The organism is Neobacillus sp. DZ-9 (genome assembly GCF_059587065.1).
This window is the reverse complement of sequence record NZ_JCAIOL010000002.1, coordinates 627,992-649,558: the sequence shown is the minus strand read 5'-3', so window position 1 is coordinate 649,558 and position 21,567 is coordinate 627,992. Positions and strand designations below refer to the sequence as shown.

22 protein-coding genes are annotated in these 21,567 nt (G+C 39.2%); 1 reads left to right on the top strand and 21 read right to left on the bottom strand.

Annotation, left to right across the window (positions count from 1 at the left end; genetic code table 11):
• Positions 1 to 45: 45 nt before the first annotated feature.
• The 6 genes from AC59HZ_RS07740 to AC59HZ_RS07715 form a co-directional block, all read right to left on the bottom strand.
• Positions 46 to 819 carry a 2-keto-4-pentenoate hydratase gene (locus AC59HZ_RS07740; protein WP_496545234.1) on the bottom strand — a complete coding sequence of 258 codons (774 nt, stop codon included), beginning with the start codon at positions 817 to 819 and terminating at the stop codon, positions 46 to 48.
• A 372-nt stretch (positions 820 to 1,191) separates the two neighbouring features.
• On the bottom strand, positions 1,192 to 1,656 hold the full coding sequence (locus AC59HZ_RS07735) for a flavin reductase family protein (RefSeq protein ID WP_496545233.1): 465 nt from the start codon (positions 1,654 to 1,656) through the stop codon (positions 1,192 to 1,194).
• A 232-nt stretch (positions 1,657 to 1,888) separates the two neighbouring features.
• Positions 1,889 to 2,170 (bottom strand): hypothetical protein, encoded by a 282-nt coding sequence (locus tag AC59HZ_RS07730; RefSeq protein ID WP_496545232.1) that lies wholly within the window; start codon positions 2,168 to 2,170, stop codon positions 1,889 to 1,891.
• A 17-nt stretch (positions 2,171 to 2,187) separates the two neighbouring features.
• Positions 2,188 to 3,609: a radical SAM protein gene (locus tag AC59HZ_RS07725; RefSeq protein ID WP_496545231.1), complete on the bottom strand. Its 1,422-nt coding sequence runs from the start codon at positions 3,607 to 3,609 to the stop codon at positions 2,188 to 2,190.
• Positions 3,602 to 4,345 (bottom strand): prolipoprotein diacylglyceryl transferase, encoded by a 744-nt coding sequence (locus AC59HZ_RS07720; RefSeq protein WP_496545230.1) that lies wholly within the window; start codon positions 4,343 to 4,345, stop codon positions 3,602 to 3,604. Before AC59HZ_RS07720 ends, AC59HZ_RS07725 begins: the two co-directional genes overlap by 8 nt.
• Complete coding sequence (locus tag AC59HZ_RS07715) at positions 4,342 to 4,998, bottom strand: serine/threonine protein kinase (protein ID WP_496545229.1); 657 nt, start codon at positions 4,996 to 4,998, stop codon at positions 4,342 to 4,344. Before AC59HZ_RS07715 ends, AC59HZ_RS07720 begins: the two co-directional genes overlap by 4 nt.
• A 148-nt stretch (positions 4,999 to 5,146) precedes the next feature.
• On the opposite strand from AC59HZ_RS07715, the gene AC59HZ_RS07710 reads away from it, so the two are divergent.
• Complete coding sequence (locus AC59HZ_RS07710) at positions 5,147 to 5,698, top strand: GNAT family N-acetyltransferase (RefSeq protein WP_496545228.1); 552 nt, start codon at positions 5,147 to 5,149, stop codon at positions 5,696 to 5,698.
• 17 nt (positions 5,699 to 5,715) lie between these two features.
• Here the strand turns inward: AC59HZ_RS07710 and AC59HZ_RS07705 are convergent, their stop codons facing one another.
• The 15 genes from AC59HZ_RS07705 to AC59HZ_RS07635 all read right to left on the bottom strand — a co-directional run bounded on the left by AC59HZ_RS07705 (position 5,716) and on the right by AC59HZ_RS07635 (position 21,514).
• Positions 5,716 to 5,916 carry a hypothetical protein gene (locus AC59HZ_RS07705; RefSeq protein ID WP_496545227.1) on the bottom strand — a complete coding sequence of 67 codons (201 nt, stop codon included), beginning with the start codon at positions 5,914 to 5,916 and terminating at the stop codon, positions 5,716 to 5,718.
• Between the two features lie 290 nt (positions 5,917 to 6,206).
• Positions 6,207 to 6,749 carry an outer spore coat protein CotE gene (locus AC59HZ_RS07700; RefSeq protein WP_430068579.1) on the bottom strand — a complete coding sequence of 181 codons (543 nt, stop codon included), beginning with the start codon at positions 6,747 to 6,749 and terminating at the stop codon, positions 6,207 to 6,209.
• 204 nt (positions 6,750 to 6,953) lie between these two features.
• Positions 6,954 to 7,409: a YlbF/YmcA family competence regulator gene (locus AC59HZ_RS07695; protein WP_496545226.1), complete on the bottom strand. Its 456-nt coding sequence runs from the start codon at positions 7,407 to 7,409 to the stop codon at positions 6,954 to 6,956.
• Between the two features lies 1 nt (position 7,410).
• Positions 7,411 to 8,955: a tRNA (N6-isopentenyl adenosine(37)-C2)-methylthiotransferase MiaB gene (gene miaB, locus AC59HZ_RS07690; protein ID WP_496545225.1), complete on the bottom strand. Its 1,545-nt coding sequence runs from the start codon at positions 8,953 to 8,955 to the stop codon at positions 7,411 to 7,413.
• 492 nt (positions 8,956 to 9,447) lie between these two features.
• A complete protein-coding gene (locus AC59HZ_RS07685; RefSeq protein WP_496545224.1) occupies positions 9,448 to 10,314 on the bottom strand; it encodes a 2-oxoacid:ferredoxin oxidoreductase subunit beta in 867 nt (288 codons plus the stop codon).
• The gene (locus AC59HZ_RS07680) at positions 10,315 to 12,051 is read right to left on the bottom strand and encodes a 2-oxoacid:acceptor oxidoreductase subunit alpha (protein ID WP_496545223.1); all 1,737 of its coding nucleotides are present in this window, start codon (positions 12,049 to 12,051) and stop codon (positions 10,315 to 10,317) included. It lies immediately after the preceding gene.
• A gap of 519 nt (positions 12,052 to 12,570) precedes the next feature.
• Positions 12,571 to 12,831 (bottom strand): stage V sporulation protein SpoVS, encoded by a 261-nt coding sequence (gene spoVS / locus AC59HZ_RS07675; RefSeq protein ID WP_038541258.1) that lies wholly within the window; start codon positions 12,829 to 12,831, stop codon positions 12,571 to 12,573.
• Between the two features lie 159 nt (positions 12,832 to 12,990).
• Positions 12,991 to 13,788 (bottom strand): TIGR00282 family metallophosphoesterase, encoded by a 798-nt coding sequence (locus tag AC59HZ_RS07670; RefSeq protein ID WP_496545222.1) that lies wholly within the window; start codon positions 13,786 to 13,788, stop codon positions 12,991 to 12,993.
• A gap of 110 nt (positions 13,789 to 13,898) precedes the next feature.
• Positions 13,899 to 15,458, bottom strand: a complete 1,560-nt coding sequence (gene rny, locus AC59HZ_RS07665; RefSeq protein WP_430068591.1) for a ribonuclease Y — start codon at positions 15,456 to 15,458, stop codon at positions 13,899 to 13,901.
• Positions 15,459 to 15,781: 323 nt separating this feature from the next.
• Complete coding sequence (gene recA / locus AC59HZ_RS07660; RefSeq protein WP_496545221.1) at positions 15,782 to 16,825, bottom strand: recombinase RecA; 1,044 nt, start codon at positions 16,823 to 16,825, stop codon at positions 15,782 to 15,784.
• A 653-nt stretch (positions 16,826 to 17,478) separates the two neighbouring features.
• Positions 17,479 to 18,729: a competence/damage-inducible protein A gene (locus tag AC59HZ_RS07655; protein ID WP_496545220.1), complete on the bottom strand. Its 1,251-nt coding sequence runs from the start codon at positions 18,727 to 18,729 to the stop codon at positions 17,479 to 17,481.
• A gap of 19 nt (positions 18,730 to 18,748) precedes the next feature.
• Positions 18,749 to 19,333 (bottom strand): CDP-diacylglycerol--glycerol-3-phosphate 3-phosphatidyltransferase, encoded by a 585-nt coding sequence (gene pgsA, locus AC59HZ_RS07650; protein ID WP_496545219.1) that lies wholly within the window; start codon positions 19,331 to 19,333, stop codon positions 18,749 to 18,751.
• Positions 19,334 to 19,406: 73 nt separating this feature from the next.
• Positions 19,407 to 20,297 (bottom strand): helix-turn-helix domain-containing protein, encoded by an 891-nt coding sequence (locus AC59HZ_RS07645; RefSeq protein ID WP_496545218.1) that lies wholly within the window; start codon positions 20,295 to 20,297, stop codon positions 19,407 to 19,409.
• A 21-nt stretch (positions 20,298 to 20,318) separates the two neighbouring features.
• Positions 20,319 to 21,107, bottom strand: coding sequence for a DUF3388 domain-containing protein (locus AC59HZ_RS07640; RefSeq protein WP_223588453.1), 789 nt, complete (start codon positions 21,105 to 21,107; stop codon positions 20,319 to 20,321).
• A gap of 155 nt (positions 21,108 to 21,262) precedes the next feature.
• Entirely contained in the window at positions 21,263 to 21,514 is a 252-nt protein-coding gene (locus AC59HZ_RS07635; protein WP_496545217.1) for a DUF3243 domain-containing protein, read from the bottom strand.
• Positions 21,515 to 21,567: the final 53 nt, after the last annotated feature.

Genomic DNA, 21,567 nt, shown 5'->3' with positions numbered 1-21,567 from the left:
AAAGACTCCTTACATTCTGCATACAAGGAGTCTCCATTTCATTTCCTATTTAAACCTTGCAGATACTGAACCAAGATGATCAAATTCTGCCGTGAAAGTGTCACCACGTTCGATGACAGCTGCCTTTGAAAGTGCTCCTGCTAGAATGAATTCTCCTGCATGAAGAGAAATTCCGTAGCTGCCGAGCGCATTTGCCAGCCAGGCAACCGCCATTGCCGGATGTCCCATTACCGCTGCTCCGATTACTGAATCTAAAAATTTACCGTTTTTATAAACCCTCATCCCAATTCTAGAGAGGTCATGACCATTGATTGGGGTCGTTTTTTTACCGATTACCGCCCCGGCTGATGAACCATTGTCAGCTACTGTATCCTCGAATTTGATTTGCCAATCCTTTATCCTGCTATCGATGATTTCCAGTGCCGGAACAATATAATCGGTTGCATCAATTACATCCTTTAACGTAATCCCAGGACCTTGTAAATCTTTTTTCAAGACAAAGGCAATTTCAAATTCGACTTTCGGCTGAATAAATCGATCAAGCGATATGGTCTCACCATCGTCAAAAATCATGTCATTTAGGATATGTCCATAATCAGGTTGATTCACATTAAACATTTCCTGCATGGCTTTGCTTGTAAGGCCAATTTTTCTTCCAACAATCACCGAACCATTTTCTACCTTTCGGCGGATTTGCTGAAGCTGGATTTGATAGGCATCATCAACAGAAATAACTTCTGTTGATGACGTGAAAGGCTCAATCGGTTTTTTGTAGATTTCCGCCTCCAATAAGGCAGTTGCTGCTTTTTGAATATCCATTAGTGATGCCCTCCATTAAAACTTATGACTAAACTGTAACAGCTTTTTCTTCAGCTAATGTATACTTAAACCTCTTCTTTGCTTTCATAGAATAAACTTTCTTATTTTCATAATATTATAAATACACATCCAATATCAAATAATCTAAATATTTAGTAGAAACATTGGATTCAAAAGGTTAATTAAACAAAGTAAGTATTCGATTTTAGTTAAGGGTTTTCTCTCAAAAAACTTACAAAAATGTGCTTTCTTTTACTAGCTGTGTTTCTACAGCCGAAATTAACACAAAAAATGCGCCTGATTTCTCGGCGCATTTTTCGGAATTAGGTTTCAAGTAAAATTTTACCTTAAAGGCTTTTTCTAAAATAGATATTATTCTTCTGTTAATTTCCGGTATCTTCCACTGAAATAAATTAGCGGCTCAGAATCATCTATGTTAATTTCTTTTACTTTTCCAATAAACAGAGTATGATCCCCTTCTATATGGGCAGCTGAGACTTCACAGGTAATTTGCGCCAGCGACCCATGTAAAACGGGTATTCCTCCCAGCCAGTCAAACTGTACTTCACGATGTTCTTTCAGTTGTCCAGCAAAAATCATTGACAATTCTTGCTGATCAGCAGCTAATATATTCACCGAAAATGATTTGCTTTGTTTAATTTTTTCCAGCATGGATGCTTTTTCAGCTATTGAGACAACTACTAGTTTAGGATTAAGGGAGACAGACATGAACGCATTTGCTGTCATTCCATTCACTTTCCCATCCACTTGTGTTGCCACCACTGTTACGCCTGTAGCAAATTTCCCCATTGCGTTACGAAATTGACGATCATCCATCTATTCCACCACTCCCTGTTTACATACTCTTTAATGAATATGTTTACAGTGATATTGAAATGATTAATTAATCAATTTAAGTGCCCAATGAAAGGACTGGATTTATGAACCGTTCTTATCGATCATCATGGTGATAATCCTGAGCTGGCGGGCTTTATGAAACGTTTTTGTCGGGCGCACATTAAAAAGCAGACACAAAGAAATTGTGCCTGCCGAATTACTTGTCATCAACTTAAAAATTGGAAATGAGGATTCCAAAACATGCGGAAAATAATAAAATATTTAACCCAATCCCAATTAACGCACCTTGTCCCATCCGTTTTTTTCCCTTTGTGAAACATACAATTGGAATCACCAAAAGAGCGATTGCAGCTAAACACACATAGCCAAAAAATAAAGGTAACCCAATTAATAATACTAGTAATCCAATGAGGTAAATTCCGAGTGTGATCCCAATTCCAATCCAAAGGTCTTTTAAGGAGCCGTCCTTCTGATTCCCCTGATTTTGACTCAAATACCTACACTCCCTTTTTATTCAGCGTTAATGAAGGTTTTCCCCTCAAGCTCAGCTCGAATTTTCATAAGCTCTTGCTCTTTATCATCACGGTAAAATAAATTATAGGTATCAAATGGAATGATCCGGCCATCTGGATGTGCGATATGAACACAAGATTTCTTGACTGAGCGGACATCAAAATTATACGCATCTAAAAATTGCATAATGATGACGCGAAACACATTGTCATAGCCAATCGGACCAGGCATCGCTACCTTTGGTAAGCAGCATAATAAATCTTTCAGCGACAATGCCGAAGAATCAGGTGAATGATTTAAAGAGAACAATTTAAAGATCATATTTTTAATGTTATCGTCTTGTTCAAAAACGATCGTATTTCGTTCTCCTTCAAGCAGAATGTTTGGATCAATTAATCCAGTTAAAGGGGTAACTGAACCATTTAGTTTCAGAGCGTAGCCCATGGCAAGACAATCTGGGTGACACGGAACTGGTATGATATCCTTTGAACCAAAAACATTGGACTGGTCGATGATCATTTGCCGGACTTCACTTAAGGTTAAGCGATTTGTTGAAGGATCATAGTCTTCCAATCTGCCAGCAGCTTGAATTGGTTGGAAAGTGACTCCTCTGACACATTTTTGTTTCAGGCCATATTGAATGATTTTTCCTACCTCCTGGTCATTCAAACCCTTTTTCAACGTGACAACTAGCGTCGTTGAAATATTATATTCATTTAAATTCTCAATCGCTTTTTGTCTAACATCTCTTAAATCTACTCCCCTTAATTCCTCAAGGGCTTCTTTTTCAAAACTATCGAATTGAAGATAGATTTCAAAACCTGGAGAATAGGTTGCCAAACGCTTCACAAATTCTTTATCATTCGCAATCCGGAGCCCATTGGTATTCACCATAATATGCCTGATTGGTCTTGATTTTGCCATATCAAGTATTTCAAAGAACTGCGGATGTATCGTAGGTTCCCCGCCGCTAATCTGGACAATATCAGGATTGCGTTCATTTTTAATAATGTTATCGAGCATAAATTCAATTTTTTTCAGACTCCGGAAGCCTCCTTTATGGGGAGATGATTCGGCATAGCAAATGGGACATTGCAGATTGCATTTCTCGGTAATTTCTAATAAGGTCAAACAACTGTGTTGTTCATGGTCTGGGCAAAGGCCGCAATCATAAGGACAGCCATATTTAATCGGGGTATTCCAGCGGTACGGCATTTCCGATGGCTTTATGAACTCACGGCACCATTTATAATATTCGACATCCGTTGAAATCAAAACCTTTTCTCTTCCATGGTGGATACAATGCTTCACAAGGAAGACTTTTTCGTTTTCAATAATAACTTTCGCTTCCACCTTCCGTAAACAAGTCGAACAAATACTGTTTGTTAACTCATAAAATAAATAGGGACGGTTAGGCATGGATTTCTCTCCTTTTTTCTGTTTGTTTTTTATTTATCAGCCATATGTAATATGCGATTCCTAGTAAACTGGCAAGCTGAATATTATTAAGAATCCAATATGGATGCGGAGTAGGTTTAATAAAATCAATCATGAAGCGAAACGCAAGGTAACTTAACATGAATAGCTGGAACAGTAATCCTTCCCAGCCGATATTTTTCTTTTTTAATTGAAAAAGCAGCATAGCTACAATCCCCAAGAAAACAATCTCATATAATTGGGTAGGATGGCGCTTTATTCCATCCCCAAAGTCTACACCGGTTATCCATGAAGTAGCAATTCCATATGTATGGTCATCTAAACCAGTTAAAAAGCAGCCTATTCTCCCAATCATCATTCCAACAGCTAATGGGAGAACAAAATCATCACCAGTAGAACGGGTCCAACCGATCCATTTTTTCGCTGTTTCAACCCCTATTAATCCACCTAACAAGCCGCCAACAATGGTTTTCCCTTCGATCAGATAAACAAGATTATCCCAATTTTCCAGTGTCTTGTTCGGGTCTTCCAGCCAATAGAGAAATTTCGAACCAATGGCAGCACCTAAAGCGGCTCCAACAATAACCCATAAGGCTTTATCCATTGGTATTCTTTCTTTATTTCGGGTGTATAAATATACACGAAAGCCAATAAAGTACGCTAATGATTCAAATAACAAATGGGGATGGATGCCGAAAATATAGAAAGGAAAATTCACATTGTCTCCACCTTTCTAAAAAACTTCCTGTATAACCGATATCCTTTTCTAATACCATCTACAACATAAAAAGGAATCGAGGGATGGTATTTTTTAAGAAAAGGTCTATAAATCTTGTAATACGCTTTTTTCAAATCATCCCACTTACTGCAATAGCCCTGCTTGTAGAAATCTGAAACATCCACGATGTATCCGCGTCCATTTGACATGACGACATTTTTGCCGTGAACATCGAAGGGATTCAAACCAACAGATCGAGCATATTCCAGCCCATTATCAATATCCTCAATCACACTTTCAGGAATGGGTACACCCTTTACTAAAGCATCAAATAAAGTAATCCCGTCAATTTTTTTTAAAACTAAATAGCTGTCACTATATGCATAGAGATTGGAGTATGCTTTATGGTCCCCTAATTTTTTATAGACTTCAATTTCTTTTTTTAACTCATCAGGATCTCTTCCGTAAACCTTTACAACCAATAAAGGATTAATATCGTTCGCAAAAACCCCAGCATAATTACCACTTCCTACCGTTTTCCATGAGCTTGAACGATTTTCGACAATGATAGGATCGAAAGGGCTCGGAGTCGTAAGGAAAATTTGCGGTAATAATTCGGTTTCTATTAATGATATATATTTGCCTAGCTGCATTCACACAACCCCAATTCGAGAAACTTTGCTAAAAATATTTTCTCATCTTATCTTACATTCAAGCAAGAAAAAATGTTATTCCTACATTGATAATATCTTTATTTTTAATACCTCACCCTTTACACTGATAAATAAGGGGTGATAACATTTGGATTTTCCCATTTTAGGAACGAAAAGACTGAAATTAATTGAAATAACGCATAAACATATGGATAGCATTTATGAAATTTTATCATTAGAAGAAGTTACGAGGTTTTATGGGACCGACACCTTCATTTTACAGGCGGAAGCAACACGATTAATTGACATGTTCCAGAAAAACTTTCATGAAAAGCGCGGGATCCGCTGGGGAATCAAACTGAAGGAAAATCAAAGGATTATTGGTACAATCGGTTTAAATGTTCTGAATTTAAAAAATAAACGAGCTGAAATCGGTTATGAATTGCATCCAGCCTTTTGGAAAAAGGGGTATGCATCCGAGGCTATTAATGAGGTACTGCGATTTTCCTTTGGTCAATTGGACTTATATCGAATCGGAGCCGTTGTATATCCAGAAAATGAGGCATCCTTAAATCTACTTAAAAAAATTGGCTTTACGAATGAAGGGTTACTGCGGGGTTACATTAGGCAAAATGACCAAAATCATGATACATATGTTTTGTCATTATTGAAACCAGAATGGACAAAAAGCCAGGGATAAAGTTTACCTGGCTTATCCTATTCTTCAAAATACTCCTTAAACGCTTTTGGATTTTTGGCGTCATCGTTCTGATAATATGGATTATTTTCTGTTGAATCTTTTGGATCCAGATTTGTTTTAATGACGAGCATCGGTTCTGATGAGCTTTCTGCAATGATTCGGTCGTTTAATTGATCAAAATCAGGCAGCTTTTTATTTCCTGGTTGTCTAGGTTCCAATGAATCACACCTCCTAGAATTAAGGTGCATCCTTTTGCTGGAAAAAATTCATGTTTTAAAAAGAATGCTCTGTTAAACTTTGATGTTGATTTGCGCTCCAGGCGCGAGCGGTTCGCGGGCGTGCCGGGGAGCCTCCTCGGCGCTTAACCGCCTGTGGGGTCTCCCCTGTCTCGTACTCCCGCAGGAGTCTTCGCGCCTTCCGCTCCAATCAACATTGTTAACAAATCAACCACTGCCTTTAGCACAGCCAAAAAGAAAAAAACTAGGAAGTAAAAACCTCCTAGTTCATGTTATTCTTCTTCCCCGCCGACTAAGAAATCTGGATTTAGTTCTTCAAATTCTTCGTCGTCTACATCCGCTCCCCAGTCATCGTCATCACATTTATGGCTTTTAGAGACGGCAACACAAATTTTTGTCTCGCCAATCACTTCAACAAGGAATTCCCTTTCCACATGTACAATGATGCGATTGCCATTTGGGGAGATAACTGCTTCTGTACAATTTGGCTGCTGCAGCACGCGGGCAACAATCTCATTGTCATCCAAGCAGTCATGATCACGGTACTTTAACTTAATGACATCTGTGTAGGTAACACGTTCAGTTACTACTTCTGTTTTGGTGTTATCGTTAAAAGAGTACCAAACGTTGATGTCATAAGAGCCGTGTATCTCTACAGTCTTGCCGACTTTCTTCGCGTTATATTTATGGTTGATAATCCAACAGCCAAGGATGCTGGTTGGACTGTGTGCCGGGCTTATTGTATGATTGGACTGGGTAAATTTACGTCCTTTCGCTACGACGGCTTTTGCAAATATCTCTCTGTAATCTCCCATTTCGCGCGAACCCTCCTCATTCAGTTTCAATTCATCCTATGCTAATTTATAGACTAGTGTGATATATAATTTTGGAAATACTGGTTAAATGTTTAGATATGTTTCATTTTATGCGGGTTATCTAGGTATGTGCCTTTTTGCCTTGTACTTTAAAAAAAGGTAAAAAAATAGAGCCGGCTTATTTAATAAGCCTGGCTCTATTGATTAATGATCGTGATCGCAGTCGTCGTGGCCGCCGCAGTCTCCGCCGCCACTTTTCATGCTGGCACCGGTTTCCCCCATCAATAAATTCCCACCAGTGGAAATGATGATTTCGTCGGTTACAGTATTAGAAATGGTTGAAGCAATAAGCTGAAGCAATTCATTTACATCCACTTGAGATTGCTTAAAGTCTTGAACAACTGGGATTTCATCCAATTCCTGTTCAATAGATGCAATTTTGTCTTCCACCTTTTTCAATGCTTCTGGTTTCCCATAATGTTGAAGGTTTACAGCTTGCTTTTGCAAACCTTTAATATCTGAAATTAATGTTTTAACCTTCGGGTTTTCATGAATTTGTGCTTCTGCACTTTTAAAAAAGTCAACTTCATCTGTTTCTGCAATCATGCGTGCTAATTCTGTCGCACGAGCGACGATATCGTCTTTAGTATACTTCGTCACCTTATTTCACCTCTGCTACTTGTAGTTCTTCAACCATTTCTCCGTTTAATGACCATGTTTTGGCTTCTGTAATTTTTACTTTGATGATTTTCCCGATAGCTGTTTTAGGCGCTACGACGTTAACAAGCTTGTTTCTTGAAGTGTAACCGGCTAGGACATCTGGGTTATTCTTACTTTCGCCTTCGATAAGTACATCAAGAACCTGACCCTCGTGCTTTTTCATCGCTTCGAGAGAAAGTTCATTCACAAGGGCATTTAAACGCTGTAGACGCGCTTTCTTTACTTCCATTGGGACATTATCCTCCATTTTGGCAGCAGGAGTCCCTTCCCGTGGAGAGTAAATAAATGTATAGGCTAATTCATAACCAACTTCTTTATATAGAGACATTGTTTCTTCAAACTGCTCATCCGTCTCGTTTGGATACCCAACTATAATATCTGTGGTCAATGCAACATTTGGAATAGCTGCTTTAATCTTTTTCACAAGCTCCAAATATTGCTCTCTTGTGTATTTTCGTGCCATAATTTTTAATACATCTGTTGATCCAGATTGAACTGGTAAATGGATATGATCCATTAAGTTTCCGCCTTTGGCAAGAACTTCAATCAAGTGATCATCAAAATCACGTGGATGGCTCGTCGTAAAACGAATTCTTGGAATATCAATCTTACGCAATTCATCCATCAAGTCGCCTAAACCATAGTTCATGCCTTCTAAATCTTTACCATAAGCATTTACGTTTTGACCAAGTAAGGTGACTTCCTGGTAGCCTTGTGCTGCTAGATGGCGCACCTCTTGGATAATTTCTTCTGGACGACGGCTTCTTTCTTTTCCACGTGTATACGGAACAATGCAATACGTACAGAATTTATCACAACCGTACATAATGTTAACCCATGCTTTGATATTGCCGCGGCGTACTTTTGGAAGGTTTTCAATAACGTCTCCTTCCTTAGACCATACCTCAATTACCATTTCCTTTGACATATAGGCTTCATGCAAAATATTTGGTAAGCGGTGAATATTGTGAGTTCCAAAAATCATGTCAACTTGTTGATACGTTTTCAAGATCTTATTAACTACAGATTCCTCTTGAGACATACATCCGCATACACCTAGAAGTAAGTCTGGCTTTTCCATTTTCAATGCTTTTAAGTGGCCAAGTTCGCCAAATACTTTATTTTCAGCATTTTCACGGATAGCACAGGTATTTAGGAGAATAACGTTGGCATCCTCCGTATTGTCTGTTGGCTCATAGCCTAATGCTAAAAAGATCCCAGCCATAACTTCCGTATCATGCTCGTTCATTTGGCAGCCATATGTTCTAATATAGAACTTTCTACCTTCACCCATTCCTTTGAACTCTTCAGGAATAGCAAAATCATTATGATATTTAACTTCTTCTTTACCACGCTTTTTTGCATCTTTTAAAGAAGGTGCGGTAATGACTTGTTCAAAGTATTTGCTGTAGTCCTTGGCGGATTTTTTGTCCGAAGAATTAGCAGCTGCTACTTGTTGACCTTCTAATCGTTGCTTTTCATTCATGTGTGTAAAGACCCCTTTCATTTAAAAATGGTACTTTTTAATTTGCCTGTTAATTTCCGCTCCAGACGCTTCGCGCACCTTAGGGCAGCTCGGGGAGCCTCCTCGGCGCTTTAGCGCCTGCGGGGTCTCCCCTGCCCCGTACTCCCGCAGGAGGCTCGCGACTTCCGCTCCAATCAACAGGATGCAAAAAATCAACACAAAACCTTTAATAATAAAGATTCGTCTATAAGATTATTGTTTGTAATTATTTACCTGTGCTATAAAGATAGGATGCCGATTGCTCTATCTGCACATTATTATAGTATAAAGGTTTACAAGACTGAAAACAATAGCAATCCCTGTAAACACGCTACTATAAAGACAATTATGTAATCATAATAATGCCGCCAAATAATAATGATAATGGAAGAGAAGTATTTTATATGTGATGTTTTTCACTTTAATAATCAAAAAAATCCCGAGAAAAACATTTCCCCGGGATTTTCATAATTATTACATAAATTCTGCAACTAATTTATCGAAGTGTGCTTGATCAAGGTTTAGATTTGCATCTACTAACGGATCTTCTGAGTATCCAGTTAGTAATTCTTGATAAGATGGACGCTCCGTATTTTGGTAAATAAGTCCAGTAACTAAGCCGTTATGCTTCATTAATGTCTGCATTGCCATTTCACGGTTTGATGCATCATATCCTTCAACATCACTAAGCTTCGTTAAGTTTTCTTTAAACCAGTCGTAGGTGTTTACTTTATTATAGGTTACGCAAGGGCTAAATACATTGATTAATGAGAAGCCTTTGTGATTAATCCCCGCTTCAATTAATGCTGTTAGGTCTTTTAAATCAGTAGAGAAACTTTGTGCAACAAAGGTTGCCCCTACTGTTAAAGCCAATTCCATAGGTGAAATCGATTGTTCGATTGACCCCATCGGAGTAGATTTTGTTTTAAATCCAACTGCCGAACGTGGAGATGTTTGTCCTTTTGTTAAACCATAAATTTGGTTATCCATTACAACGTAGGTAATGTCAATGTTACGGCGAATGGCATGAACGGTATGAGCCATACCAATTGCATAACCGTCACCGTCACCACCGGAAGCGATAACCGTTAAATCACGATTGGCCATTTTAACACCTTGGGCAATCGGAAGTGAACGGCCATGGATTCCATGGAAACCGTAAGCATTAATATAACCAGAGATACGACCAGAACAGCCTATCCCTGAAATAACGGCTAAATTTTCCGGTACTAGACCAACATTTGCCGCCGCACGTTGCATTGCAGCCTGTACAGAGAAGTCGCCACAGCCTGGACACCAGTTCGGTTTTACATCATTTCGAAAGTCTTTAAAAGTGGCCATTTAGAACAACTCCTTACATTTTGAATGAACTTCGTGAGGCAAAAATGGATTTCCATCATATTTTAGGAATTTAGTAATTTTTTCAGCATGACCGATATTCATTTTCATGATATTTGCTAACTGTCCAGTCGCATTGTTTTCCACTACAATCACTTTTTTGGCAGAACGAACAAGTGGAAGCAATTCGTCTGAAGGGAATGGATGAATTAAACGAATTTGTGCATGGTTTACTTTCAATCCATCTTTTTCTAAGCGTCCCATCGATTCTTCGATCACACCACGTGTTGAATTAAAACCAACGATTAACAGATCTGCATCCTCGTGTGGCGCATTTTTATAAACAGGTGTATTAAAGCGAATATTTTCAACCTTCCGGAAACGTTTATCCATTTGAGCATTCCGATTTGTTGCAGATTCAGATGGTTTACCTGTTTCAGCATGCTCTACTCCAGTAACATGGTGAATACCATTTTTCATTCCTGGAATTGTACGTGGTGAAACGCCATCTTCTGTAACTTCGTAACGCTTAAAGTAACCTTTGTTTTCAATTTCAGGAAGCTCTTCATTTACGAGCTTACCGCGTCTAATTTCAACTTTAGAAACATCAAGCGGTTCAACTGTTTGTTTTCCTAAAGATAATTGAAGGTCAGATAAAACGATGACAGGGCATTGATACTCCTCTGCCAAGTTGAAAGCTTCAGCAGTATCATAGAAAGCCTCTTGTACAGTACTTGGAGCCATAACGATTTTTGGAATTTCACCATGTGTACCATAAATCATTGCCATTAAATCTGATTGTTCTTGTTTTGTTGGAAGCCCTGTTGATGGACCACCACGTTGAGTGTCCACAATAACAAGTGGAGTTTCTGTAATACCAGCTAGTCCAATTGCTTCCATTTTCAAGGATAATCCAGGACCTGAAGAAGCAGTAAGTGCACGAACACCACCGTAGCTTGCTCCAATTGTCATGGTAGCTGCAGCGATTTCATCTTCTGTCTGGATAACTGTACCGCCAACGGCAGGTAATTTTTTAATTAAATATTCCATGATATCAGATGCAGGTGTAATAGGGTATGCAGCCATGAAACGGCATCCAGCAGCAAGTGCGCCTAAAGCAATCGCATCATTTCCAATCATAAACATACGATGTTTGCCATCTGCTTTTTCAAGTACCATTGTTGGAACATTTGCATCCATTTTTTCTTTCATATAATCAAAGCCCGCTTTGATGGCATCCATGTTTTTCGCAACAACTTGGTCGCCTTTTTTGCCAAAAATCTCGCGAACTACTACTTCAAATACATGAATATCTAAGTCTAATACTGCAGACGTTGCACCAATAGCAACCATGTTCTTCATTAAAGAAGTTCCAAGCTGAGTAGCAATCTCTGTGAATGGAACCGCATACAGGGATGCTTCAGTATCTTCAGGCTTTTTTGGATCAAACTTTGCATCAGCAAGGATTACGCCTTTACTGTGAAGTTCTTTGTAATTTAAATCAATTGTCTCTTGGTCAAACGCGACTAGGATATCAAGATCGTCAGAAATGGACCGAACTTCTGTTGTGCTCACGCGAATCTTATTGTTCGTATGGCCGCCTTTGATACGAGATGAAAAGTGACGATAACCATACAAGTAATATCCCAGGCGATTCAATGCGATTGCAAAGATTTCCCCAGTACTTTCAATACCTTCCCCTTGTTGTCCGCCAACTTTCCACGAAAGTTGATTGATCATGACTTACACCCCTTTGGATATGTAAAAAATAAGTAATTAAATCATTCATAGTGTAGCACTTTTCCGAGTAAATCACTAGAATTTTCTTTATTTAACGCTTTAAAGACATAAAATCTAGAAAAATGGATACGTACTAAACGCTTTCAATTCTAGACCTATGTACTCAAAATTGCAACCCTTTCAAGCGAAATATTGTCTAAAATATGTATATTTTTTTATTATTTTAACTTTGCTATTTACTTCAACGTTAGGCACTTGCATCACAACAGTTCAATCCTTTTTTCTCACGCTGTTTTTCTAATTTTTCACTTACTTTTGTACTTTCGATATGGATATCTCTGAACCTTGTTGTTCTATATCAGAATAATATTAATTCAATATCAATAGCATTGTTTCCAATCAGAAAATTTGCAACCATATTTGTAAAAAATAGGAATAAAAAAACCTGCTGGATGTAACCCAGACAGGCAGAGGTAATAGTGTTTCATTTTCTCCACATTTTGGATGCTGATACTCTTTCTAACGCGGCTCCACAATTAACTTTATAGCTGTGCGTTCTTCCCCGTCAATCAAAATATCGGTAAACGCAGGGACACAGATCAAATCAACTCCGCTAGGTGCTACAAATCCTCGAGCAATGGCTACTGCCTTTACGGCTTGATTTAATGCACCCGCACCAATGGCCTGTATTTCCGCTGCACCTCTTTCACGCAGAACTCCGGCAAGTGCACCAGCTACAGAATTAGGATTAGATTTTGCTGAAACTTTTAATATTTCCATTCCTAGCTCCCCCTTGTAAAATCCCGATCCCGCATGAGCAGTTTCATGAACAAATCAGGTATATAGCATTCCACTGCTACTATATTCACTTTGAAATTGACATATTCCGGCTTGGACGATAAAAAGGAAAATAAAAAGAGCAAATTGGGTAATTTGCTCCTAAGAATAAAACGGATGTTCATCATTTATAAGAATTGGTTGTATCTTTTTAGCATGGCCTGTTTTTCGGTCCAAATCAATTAAAACGGCACTAAGCTGGTTTCTTCCCCCAGATGGTACTTCAAACCGAACCGGAAGGCTTGTTAGGAAGCGTTTAAGGACGGCTTCTTTTTCCACCCCTAAAATACCGTCATATGGGCCAGTCATGCCGACATCTGTTAAATAGGCCGTTCCCCCAGGCAAGATACGGTTATCGGCCGTCTGGACATGCGTGTGAGTCCCCACAACTGCAGATACCCTTCCATCTAAATACCAGCCCATTGCCTGTTTCTCACTTGTTACTTCTGCATGAAAATCCACAAATATAAAGGGAGTTCTTTCTTTTGCAAGGGAAACGAGTTCATCCGCTTTTTGGAAGGGACAATCAATTGGATTCATGAAAGTGCGTCCCTGCAGATTAATAATCGCCACTTCTAACTCATTTATTTTTAGAAAAACGATCCCTTTTCCTGGCGTATCTTTTGGAAAGTTTGCTGGTCGAACCAAATATTTGGCTGTATCAATAAACTCAAAAATTTCTCGATTATCCCAGGCATGATTCCCTAATGTTACAGCCTGAGCACCTTGTTCTAAAAACTGACGGTAAATTTTTTCAGTAATTCCTTTTCCACCTGCGGCATTTTCGCCATTGATAATCGTTAAATGAGGTCGATATTTTTCTTTTAGCTTTGGCAAGTACTCCTTTACCATATCTCTTCCAGGTGAACCGACAACATCTCCGATAAATAATAAATTCATGTTATTGCCCTTTCATAAATAAAAATAGTATTGATTAAATTGTATCACAGTTGCCCAGTATTTAATCGCTAAAGAGTCCCCAAAAAATAAAGCGGTGCATGCGCACCGCTTTATTTTGCATATTCTACAGCCCGTGTTTCACGGATAACTGTGACTTTAATATGTCCTGGATAATCGAGCTCTTCTTCGATTCGCTTGCGAATATCGCGTGCAAGGCGATGTGCAGCAAGATCGTCAATCGTATCCGGTCTAACGATAATCCTCACTTCACGGCCTGCTTGAATAGCAAAGGATTTCTCGACACCTTCATAGGATTCTGAAATCTCTTCAAGCTTTTCAAGACGGCGAATATAGTTTTCAAGCGTTTCACTACGAGCACCTGGTCTTGCAGCAGATAGGGCATCAGCAGCAGCAACTAAAACAGCAATGGTTGAAGTTGGCTCTGTATCACCATGATGTGATGCAATACTGTTGATAACCACAGGATGTTCCTTGTATTTCGTTGCAAGTTCTACCCCGATTTCAACATGGCTTCCTTCCACTTCATGGTCAATTGCTTTACCGATATCATGAAGCAATCCGGCACGTCTTGCTAATGTTTCATCTTGACCAAGTTCAGCGGCCAGCAAACCTGAAAGCTGTGCCACTTCCATAGAATGCTTAAGCACATTTTGACCGTAACTTGTACGGAACTTTAAGCGGCCAAGAATTTTGATAAGATCTGGATGGAGTCCATGTACGCCCACTTCAAATGTGGTTTGTTCACCCACTTCGCGGATATACTCATCCACTTCGCGACGAGACTTCTCAACCATTTCCTCAATTCTTGCAGGGTGGATACGGCCATCTTGTACAAGCTTTTCAAGTGCTAAGCGAGCCGTTTCACGACGAATAGGGTCAAAGCCTGATAGAATAACAGCTTCAGGAGTATCGTCAATAATTAAATCAATTCCTGTTAATGTTTCAAGTGTACGGATGTTTCGACCTTCACGGCCAATGATACGGCCTTTCATTTCATCATTTGGAAGGTTGACGACAGAGACTGTCGTTTCCGCAACATGGTCAGCAGCGCAACGTTGGATTGCTAACGAAAGGATTTCCTTCGCTTTCTTATCAGCTTCCTCTTTTGCACGATTTTCGCTTTCCTTGATCATAACCGCGGTTTCTACAGTAAGTTCCTGTTCCATGCGGTCTATTATGATCGACTTAGCTTCCTCACGAGTTAAGCTCGAAATTCGTTCAAGTTCTGTTTGTTGTGTTCGTACCAACTCGTCCACTTTGCTTTCCATCTCTTCAATATGCTGTTGTCTTTGGTTTAGAGAATCATCCTTCTTTTCTAATAGAATTTCACGCTTATTTAACGCTTCATCCTTTCGATCTAAATTCTCTTCTCTTTGCAGTAAACGGTTTTCTTGTTTTTGCAGTTCATTTCTTCGTTCACGAACCTCACGCTCCGCTTCAGTTCGAAGCTTGTGAATTTCATCCTTTGCCTCTAACAGGGCTTCCTTTTTTAATGAATCAGCATCACGTTTCGCATCTTCAAGAATCTGCTCTGCAGCATTCTTTGCCCCCGCTATTTTTGCTTCAGCAATGGATCTACGAATAAAATAGCCAACAACGGCACCGACGATAAGGCCAAGCAAAATGGAGATGATAGTAATTGGTTCCATCGTTACACCTCCTCTTGCTATGAACTTTTGTTTGATTTTTTTTTAAGTGTCGGCATGTACATTGTTTAGACTCAACATACAGCAAGCACTACGGCTTTTCGCATTGTAATATTTCCAAAAATGTAAAATATACATGTTAATTGTAAATGTGGGAATATACATTGTCAAGGTTTTGTCCAAATAGCTTTTTGAAATATTTCGAATTCACCATCACTTCTTCATTTTTATCACATGGTTTAAAGTGAATATTTATAAGTATTTGTGAGTATTTATGCATTTTTTTAAAAAAGCAAAACCCTTTTTCTCAGGCTTTGCTCTTCTTTTTATTTATCTAGTAACTCAAATTGCTCGTCATCATCAGCTTCAGTCACTGTTTTATCGCCATCTAAGCCATAGTGATCCCGGATCTTTTGTTGAATTTCAAGGCGGATACTAGGATTTTCCTTTAGGTAAAGCTTAGCATTTTCACGGCCTTGGCCTAGTCTTTCATCGTTATAAGAATACCAAGAACCGCTCTTAGAAACGATATCTAGTTCGGAACCTAAATCGATGATTTCGCCTTCTTTTGAAATTCCTTCTCCATACATAATATCGACTTCTGCTGTACGGAATGGAGGGGCAACTTTGTTCTTTACGACTTTAATTTTTGTTTTGTTTCCGACTATGTCATTGCCTTGCTTTAGTGCTTCAGCACGACGTACTTCCAGACGGATGGTGGAATAGAACTTAAGGGCGCGGCCCCCTGGAGTTGTTTCTGGGTTCCCGAACATAACACCGACTTTTTCACGAATCTGGTTGATAAAGACAGCGATTGTTTTTGATTTATTGATTGCACCTGATAGTTTACGAAGTGCTTGAGACATCAAACGAGCTTGCAATCCAACGTGTGAGTCTCCCATTTCACCTTCGATTTCTGCTTTAGGTACTAGTGCTGCTACTGAGTCAATAACAATAATATCGATTGCTCCGCTTCGTACTAGTGCTTCAGCGATTTCTAGTGCTTGTTCACCAGTGTCTGGCTGAGATAATAATAGTTCATCAATGTTGACGCCTAATTTTTGGGCATACGCTGGGTCTAGGGCATGTTCAGCGTCGATAAACGCTGCTTGCCCGCCTTTTGCTTGGACTTCAGCGATGGCATGAAGGGCTACGGTTGTTTTACCTGAGCTCTCTGGCCCGTAAATTTCGATAATACGTCCTCTTGGATATCCACCTACTCCAAGTGCTGTGTCAAGTGCTAATGAACCAGATGGAACAGTTGAAATTTTTGTTTCTGTTTGCTCACCCATTTTCATTATTGAGCCTTTGCCAAATTGCTTTTCGATTTGTTTTAGCGCCATTTCTAAGGCCGCTTTACGATCACTCACGAATCATTTCCTCCCTTATCTATATAAACACAAGCTTATTGCCTAAATCTATCAAATAAAACCTATTAATAATATAACCTCTTTTAGGATATTTGTCGAGCAAAAAATCGAACATTCATTCGACTTTTTTCTAAACTATTTATACTGGTAAGACAGACAAATATCCCCATCATAAACTGTTTTTCAGGATGATTTTGCAGAGAAAACTACTTTTCATGAAGTTAACTGAAAACTCATTGAAGAGCATGCATACGTGGTTTCATTTACCGTTTGACTGCTTTTTCCTCGGTCTTGAGCAATGAAGCGACCTTTCATTTACCGTCTGACCACTTTTTCACCGCTCTCGGGCATTGAAGCGACCTTTCATTTACCTTACGACCACTTTTTCACCGCTCTCGGGCAATGAAGCGACCTTTCATTTACCGTCTGATCACTTTTTCACCGCTCTCGGGCATTGAAGCGTTCTTTCATTTACCGTACGACCACTTTTTCTCCGCTCTCGGGCAATGAAACGCTCTTTCATTTACCGTACGACCGTTTTTTCCACTCTCTCGGGCAATGAAACGCCCTTTCATTTATCGTACGACCACTTTTTCCACTCAGACTGGCAATGAAACTCCTACATAACCCATAAAAAAAATCACAGAACCTTATTAAGCATTCTGTGATTCTTTCAACTTCTTTATTAAATAATAGCATCCATACTTTACAGTACGAACCCTGTTAGCTTCCCGGGTGCCAGCAAGCACAAGCTTTTCAACAGCTGTAGGCATTCCTTTGATCGCAATCCCAATGTAAACCGTACCTACCGGTTTACCCTCTAATTCATCAGGACCCGCCACACCGGTAAAACTAATCCCAATATCAGTGCCAAAAATCGAAGCTGCGTTTTCCGCCAACTCCGAAGCACATTGCTCACTTACGGCGCCAAACTTGTCAAGCGTCTCAGCAGAGACCCTCAAAACCTGTTGTTTTGCCTCATTTGAATAACAGACAACTCCTCCGTTAAAAACAGAGCTCGCGCCTGAAACCGAGGTAATTTCTTTTTGAAACATCCCGCCAGTTAAACTCTCAGCAGCCGTAATCGTTAACTTCTTTTCTTTTAAAATTTTCGTCAATTCATTCAAAAGAGAAGTATTGTCATAGCCATATAAAAACTCACCAACGCGCTGATTTATCTTACTTTCCACCTCATCAAGCATCGATCCTGCAACAGTTTCATCCGTATGCTTGGCTGTAAGCCTTAAGGTAACCTCACCATCTCCGGCAAGTGGAGCAATGGTAGGATTGCTTTGAGCGTCTATTAAATCCAATATCTCCGTTTCCAAAGCCGCTTCCCCAATACCGAAAAACCGCAAAACTCGCGAAACAATCCTCTCATTGGTGTCGCCTTCAGGAGAAAATGCTTTCTTTCCATAATGAAGGAACATCGGCTCCATTTCCTTTGGAGGACCTGGCAGAAGCATATAAATATGGGCATCCTGCTCGAGTACCATTCCAGGCGCCATGCCATGATCATTCGGAAGAATATCTGAACCTGCTAATACAAGAGCTTGCTTTCGGTTGTTTTCCGTCATCACACGGTTTGTCCTTTTGAAATAATCCTCAATCGAAGTTAAAGCCGCTTCATCCATTACAAGCTCTTTGCCTAGATGACGGGCAATCGTTTCCTTCGTCAAATCATCCTTAGTCGGTCCGAGACCGCCAGTAAAAATGATGATTTGCGAACGCTTTTCGGCAATTTCAATCGCGTTCTTAAGCCTGTCCGAATTATCGCCAACAACCGTGTGAAAAAAAACATCAACACCGAGCCCAGCTAATTGCTGAGACAAAAAGCGCGCGTTCGTATTTACAATTTGACCGAGCAACAGCTCCGAACCAACAGCGATAATCTCAGCATTCATCGTAAATCGCCCCCAAAGTCTATTTAGAATTTTTTAAAACATGACTATTTTTAGCAAAATAGTCCCAGCCGGACCAAATCGTAAAAATCATCGCAACCCATAACGCAACGATATCAAAACGAAATGGAATCATTGCAAAAATAATATTATGTAATAAAAGCGAAGAAATCGCGATAATCTGTGTCCAGGTTTTAATTTTTCCAAGCATATTCGCTGCCACTACTTCCCCTTCTCCTGCAAGCAAAAGGCGGAGACCGGTTACAGCGAATTCCCTGCTGATAATAATGATGACAATCCATGATGGTGCATAAATATCATTAATCTCAACGAGAACGATAAGTGCAGCTGAAACAAGTAATTTATCAGCAAGCGGATCAAGAAATTTCCCCATATTCGTGACAAGATTCAATTTACGGGCATAATACCCATCAATCCAGTCGGTTGTCGACGCAATGATAAAAATCAACGCTCCGACAAAATGAGTTACAGGCATGGCTGCTCCAAGAAAGGTCATGTCACCCCAATCAAAAGGGACAAGCATGATAATCAAGAACAATGGAATAAGCAATATTCTTGAAACCGTAATTTTATTAGGTAAATTCATTCGTGTATCCTCCTATATAAGAAAACGCAACAACTAACTATTAGGCATGCCAAAAATAGTCATCACTAGATGACTATTGGGTTTTGGGAACATATTGAATCGTAATGTTCTGTACATTTTGCGTCGGTGCGATAGCGTACTCGAGTTTTTGGTCATTCACATAGATTTCAACGCCTGCAGCGTTCCCTACCCGAATTACAGCATTGCTTTCTGCTGTCAAATCTACTGTTTGGCTTGGAAGTTTATCTTTATCAAGAGTCCATTGATTGACCATTTTCCCCGTACTATTTTTAACACCAACCCAAGATTTACCGGTTGCTACCAATTTCACGATAAACTTTTCTGCATTTTTCAAAGAATAGGTAGAATTCCTTCCACTGCTTTGAACGACCGCTAATTCTTGCTTAGGTGCTTCAACAACTGGCGTCTTCTCTTCTTCTTTTTTAGGTTCCTTCGCTTTTTCAGAATCTTTCTTCTCAAGCTCATTGGCTTTTGCTTTTTCGAGATTCTCTGATTTAACGAATTTAACTTGTTCGTTATCCTTGTTTAACGATTCATTGGAATTCTTACCCGCATGATTATAAAGAAAATAATATAATAGACCAGCAACGCCAATGACAAAAACACCAATTAATACTTTCGGAAGGATATCAAAGATTTTTGAATTCCCTTCCGAAATCGCTTTATGGGTTTTGACCCTTGAGAGTTGAGGTAATTCATCATTTAAGCTTGCCGGAATTTCACTTTTATATGTTTCAAAAATTTCATCAGGATTTAGGTTTAGGGCTTCTGCATACTGCTTAATGAAGGCACGGACATAAAAATTCCCCGGCATACTTGAATAGTTGCCTTCTTCAATGCCGATTAAATAGCGCTTTTGAATTTTTGTCATCGTTTGTAAATCATCTAAGCTAAATCCTTTTTCTATTCGGGCTTCTTTTAGTCGATTCCCTAGTTCAGTCACTTTATTAACACCTTCCAATTTTTAAAAATCAAAGTCTCCAAAATCAGATCCGGAGAATAAATTATTTTGGTCCACTACCTCATATGTAATCTCTTCATCAACATTATTCCTCAGCTCGATAATATAGTCAAAATCATCGAGGGTGTACTCTGAGTTTTGGACAAAGATATCAGGGTGTTCTATAACTTTAACAGAAGGCAATCGCATAATCTCACGAACGAGCTGCCAATGTCGTTCATTGGCACGGCGGGTGGAAACAATTCCATCCAAGATGAATAGGTTGTCAGCATTGTACTCATCCTCAATAAGTTGGTTCCGAATCGTTTGTTTTAAGAGGGTAGAAGAGACGAATAACCACCTCTTATTGGCACAAACACTAGAGGCAACAATTGATTCTGTTTTTCCGACACGAGGCATTCCACGAATACCTATCAGCTTATGCCCCTCCTGCTTAAACAATTCTGCCATAAAATCAACTAATAATCCAAGCTCATCCCTTACAAAGCGGAATGTTTTTTTATCATCTGCGTCTCTCTGAATATATCGGCCATGTCTAACAGCCAGCCGATCTCGCAGTTTTGGTTCTCTTAGTTTTATTAATTTTATTGTGTCCATTGTATTTAAAATTGACTCAAGTCGTTTAATTTGATCGTCATCTTTTGCTAAAATCAAAAGACCCCGTCTGCCTTCATCTACTCCGTTGATGGTTACAATATTAATAGAAAGCATTCCTAAGAGGGATGAAATGTCGCCTAAAAGTCCAGGCCTATTTTTTTGAATCTCATATTCTAAATACCATTCTTTCTTCATAAAACTGCTTACCCCCTAAAGAAGTTTCGACAAATTTTTCATATATCTTTTTATCTAAACCTTATCATAAATGATTTTGATGCAAGATGAAAGAAAAAACGTGGAATATATCTCTGAAATAAAAAGAGAGGAGCTGCCTCCTCTCTTTTTAATGATTATCCATTATTCTTAATAAGTTTAACCATCATATTGGCAATTGCCTGCTGCTCCTGTTGGTCAGCAACTGACCAGAGATCTGATAGAATTCTTTCTTGCTCATTTTTTGGCTCGACTTGGTTTGCTAAATAATCACCAATTTGAAAAGCAAGTTTGCCAATTGCCCCCTCACTCATTCCCTCATTTTGCGCATGTTGGAGACGATTAGCAAGAAAGTCTTCCCACTGTTTCCAGTTATCTAAAACTGACATAGTAAATTACCTCCTTTAAAATAGTACACGGTTATTTTGTGATGGGGAGGCAT

Bases quoted from the DNA above. Each gene is read 5' to 3' on its own strand.
- AC59HZ_RS07740 (WP_496545234.1), bottom strand. From the start codon at position 819: ATGGATATTCAAAAAGCAGCAACTGCCTTATTGGAGGCGGAAATCTAC.
- AC59HZ_RS07735 (WP_496545233.1), bottom strand. From the start codon at position 1,656: ATGGATGATCGTCAATTTCGTAACGCAATGGGGAAATTTGCTACAGGC.
- AC59HZ_RS07725 (WP_496545231.1), bottom strand. From the start codon at position 3,609: ATGCCTAACCGTCCCTATTTATTTTATGAGTTAACAAACAGTATTTGT.
- AC59HZ_RS07715 (WP_496545229.1), bottom strand. From the start codon at position 4,998: ATGCAGCTAGGCAAATATATATCATTAATAGAAACCGAATTATTACCG.
- AC59HZ_RS07700 (WP_430068579.1), bottom strand. From the start codon at position 6,749: ATGGGAGATTACAGAGAGATATTTGCAAAAGCCGTCGTAGCGAAAGGA.
- miaB (WP_496545225.1), bottom strand. From the start codon at position 8,955: ATGAATGAAAAGCAACGATTAGAAGGTCAACAAGTAGCAGCTGCTAAT.
- AC59HZ_RS07685 (WP_496545224.1), bottom strand. From the start codon at position 10,314: ATGGCCACTTTTAAAGACTTTCGAAATGATGTAAAACCGAACTGGTGT.
- AC59HZ_RS07680 (WP_496545223.1), bottom strand. From the start codon at position 12,051: ATGATCAATCAACTTTCGTGGAAAGTTGGCGGACAACAAGGGGAAGGT.
- spoVS (WP_038541258.1), bottom strand. From the start codon at position 12,831: ATGGAAATATTAAAAGTTTCAGCAAAATCTAATCCTAATTCTGTAGCT.
- AC59HZ_RS07670 (WP_496545222.1), bottom strand. From the start codon at position 13,788: ATGAATTTATTATTTATCGGAGATGTTGTCGGTTCACCTGGAAGAGAT.
- rny (WP_430068591.1), bottom strand. From the start codon at position 15,458: ATGGAACCAATTACTATCATCTCCATTTTGCTTGGCCTTATCGTCGGT.
- AC59HZ_RS07655 (WP_496545220.1), bottom strand. From the start codon at position 18,729: ATGAATGCTGAGATTATCGCTGTTGGTTCGGAGCTGTTGCTCGGTCAA.
- pgsA (WP_496545219.1), bottom strand. From the start codon at position 19,333: ATGAATTTACCTAATAAAATTACGGTTTCAAGAATATTGCTTATTCCA.
- AC59HZ_RS07640 (WP_223588453.1), bottom strand. From the start codon at position 21,107: ATGAAGAAAGAATGGTATTTAGAATATGAGATTCAAAAAAATAGGCCT.
- AC59HZ_RS07635 (WP_496545217.1), bottom strand. From the start codon at position 21,514: ATGTCAGTTTTAGATAACTGGAAACAGTGGGAAGACTTTCTTGCTAAT.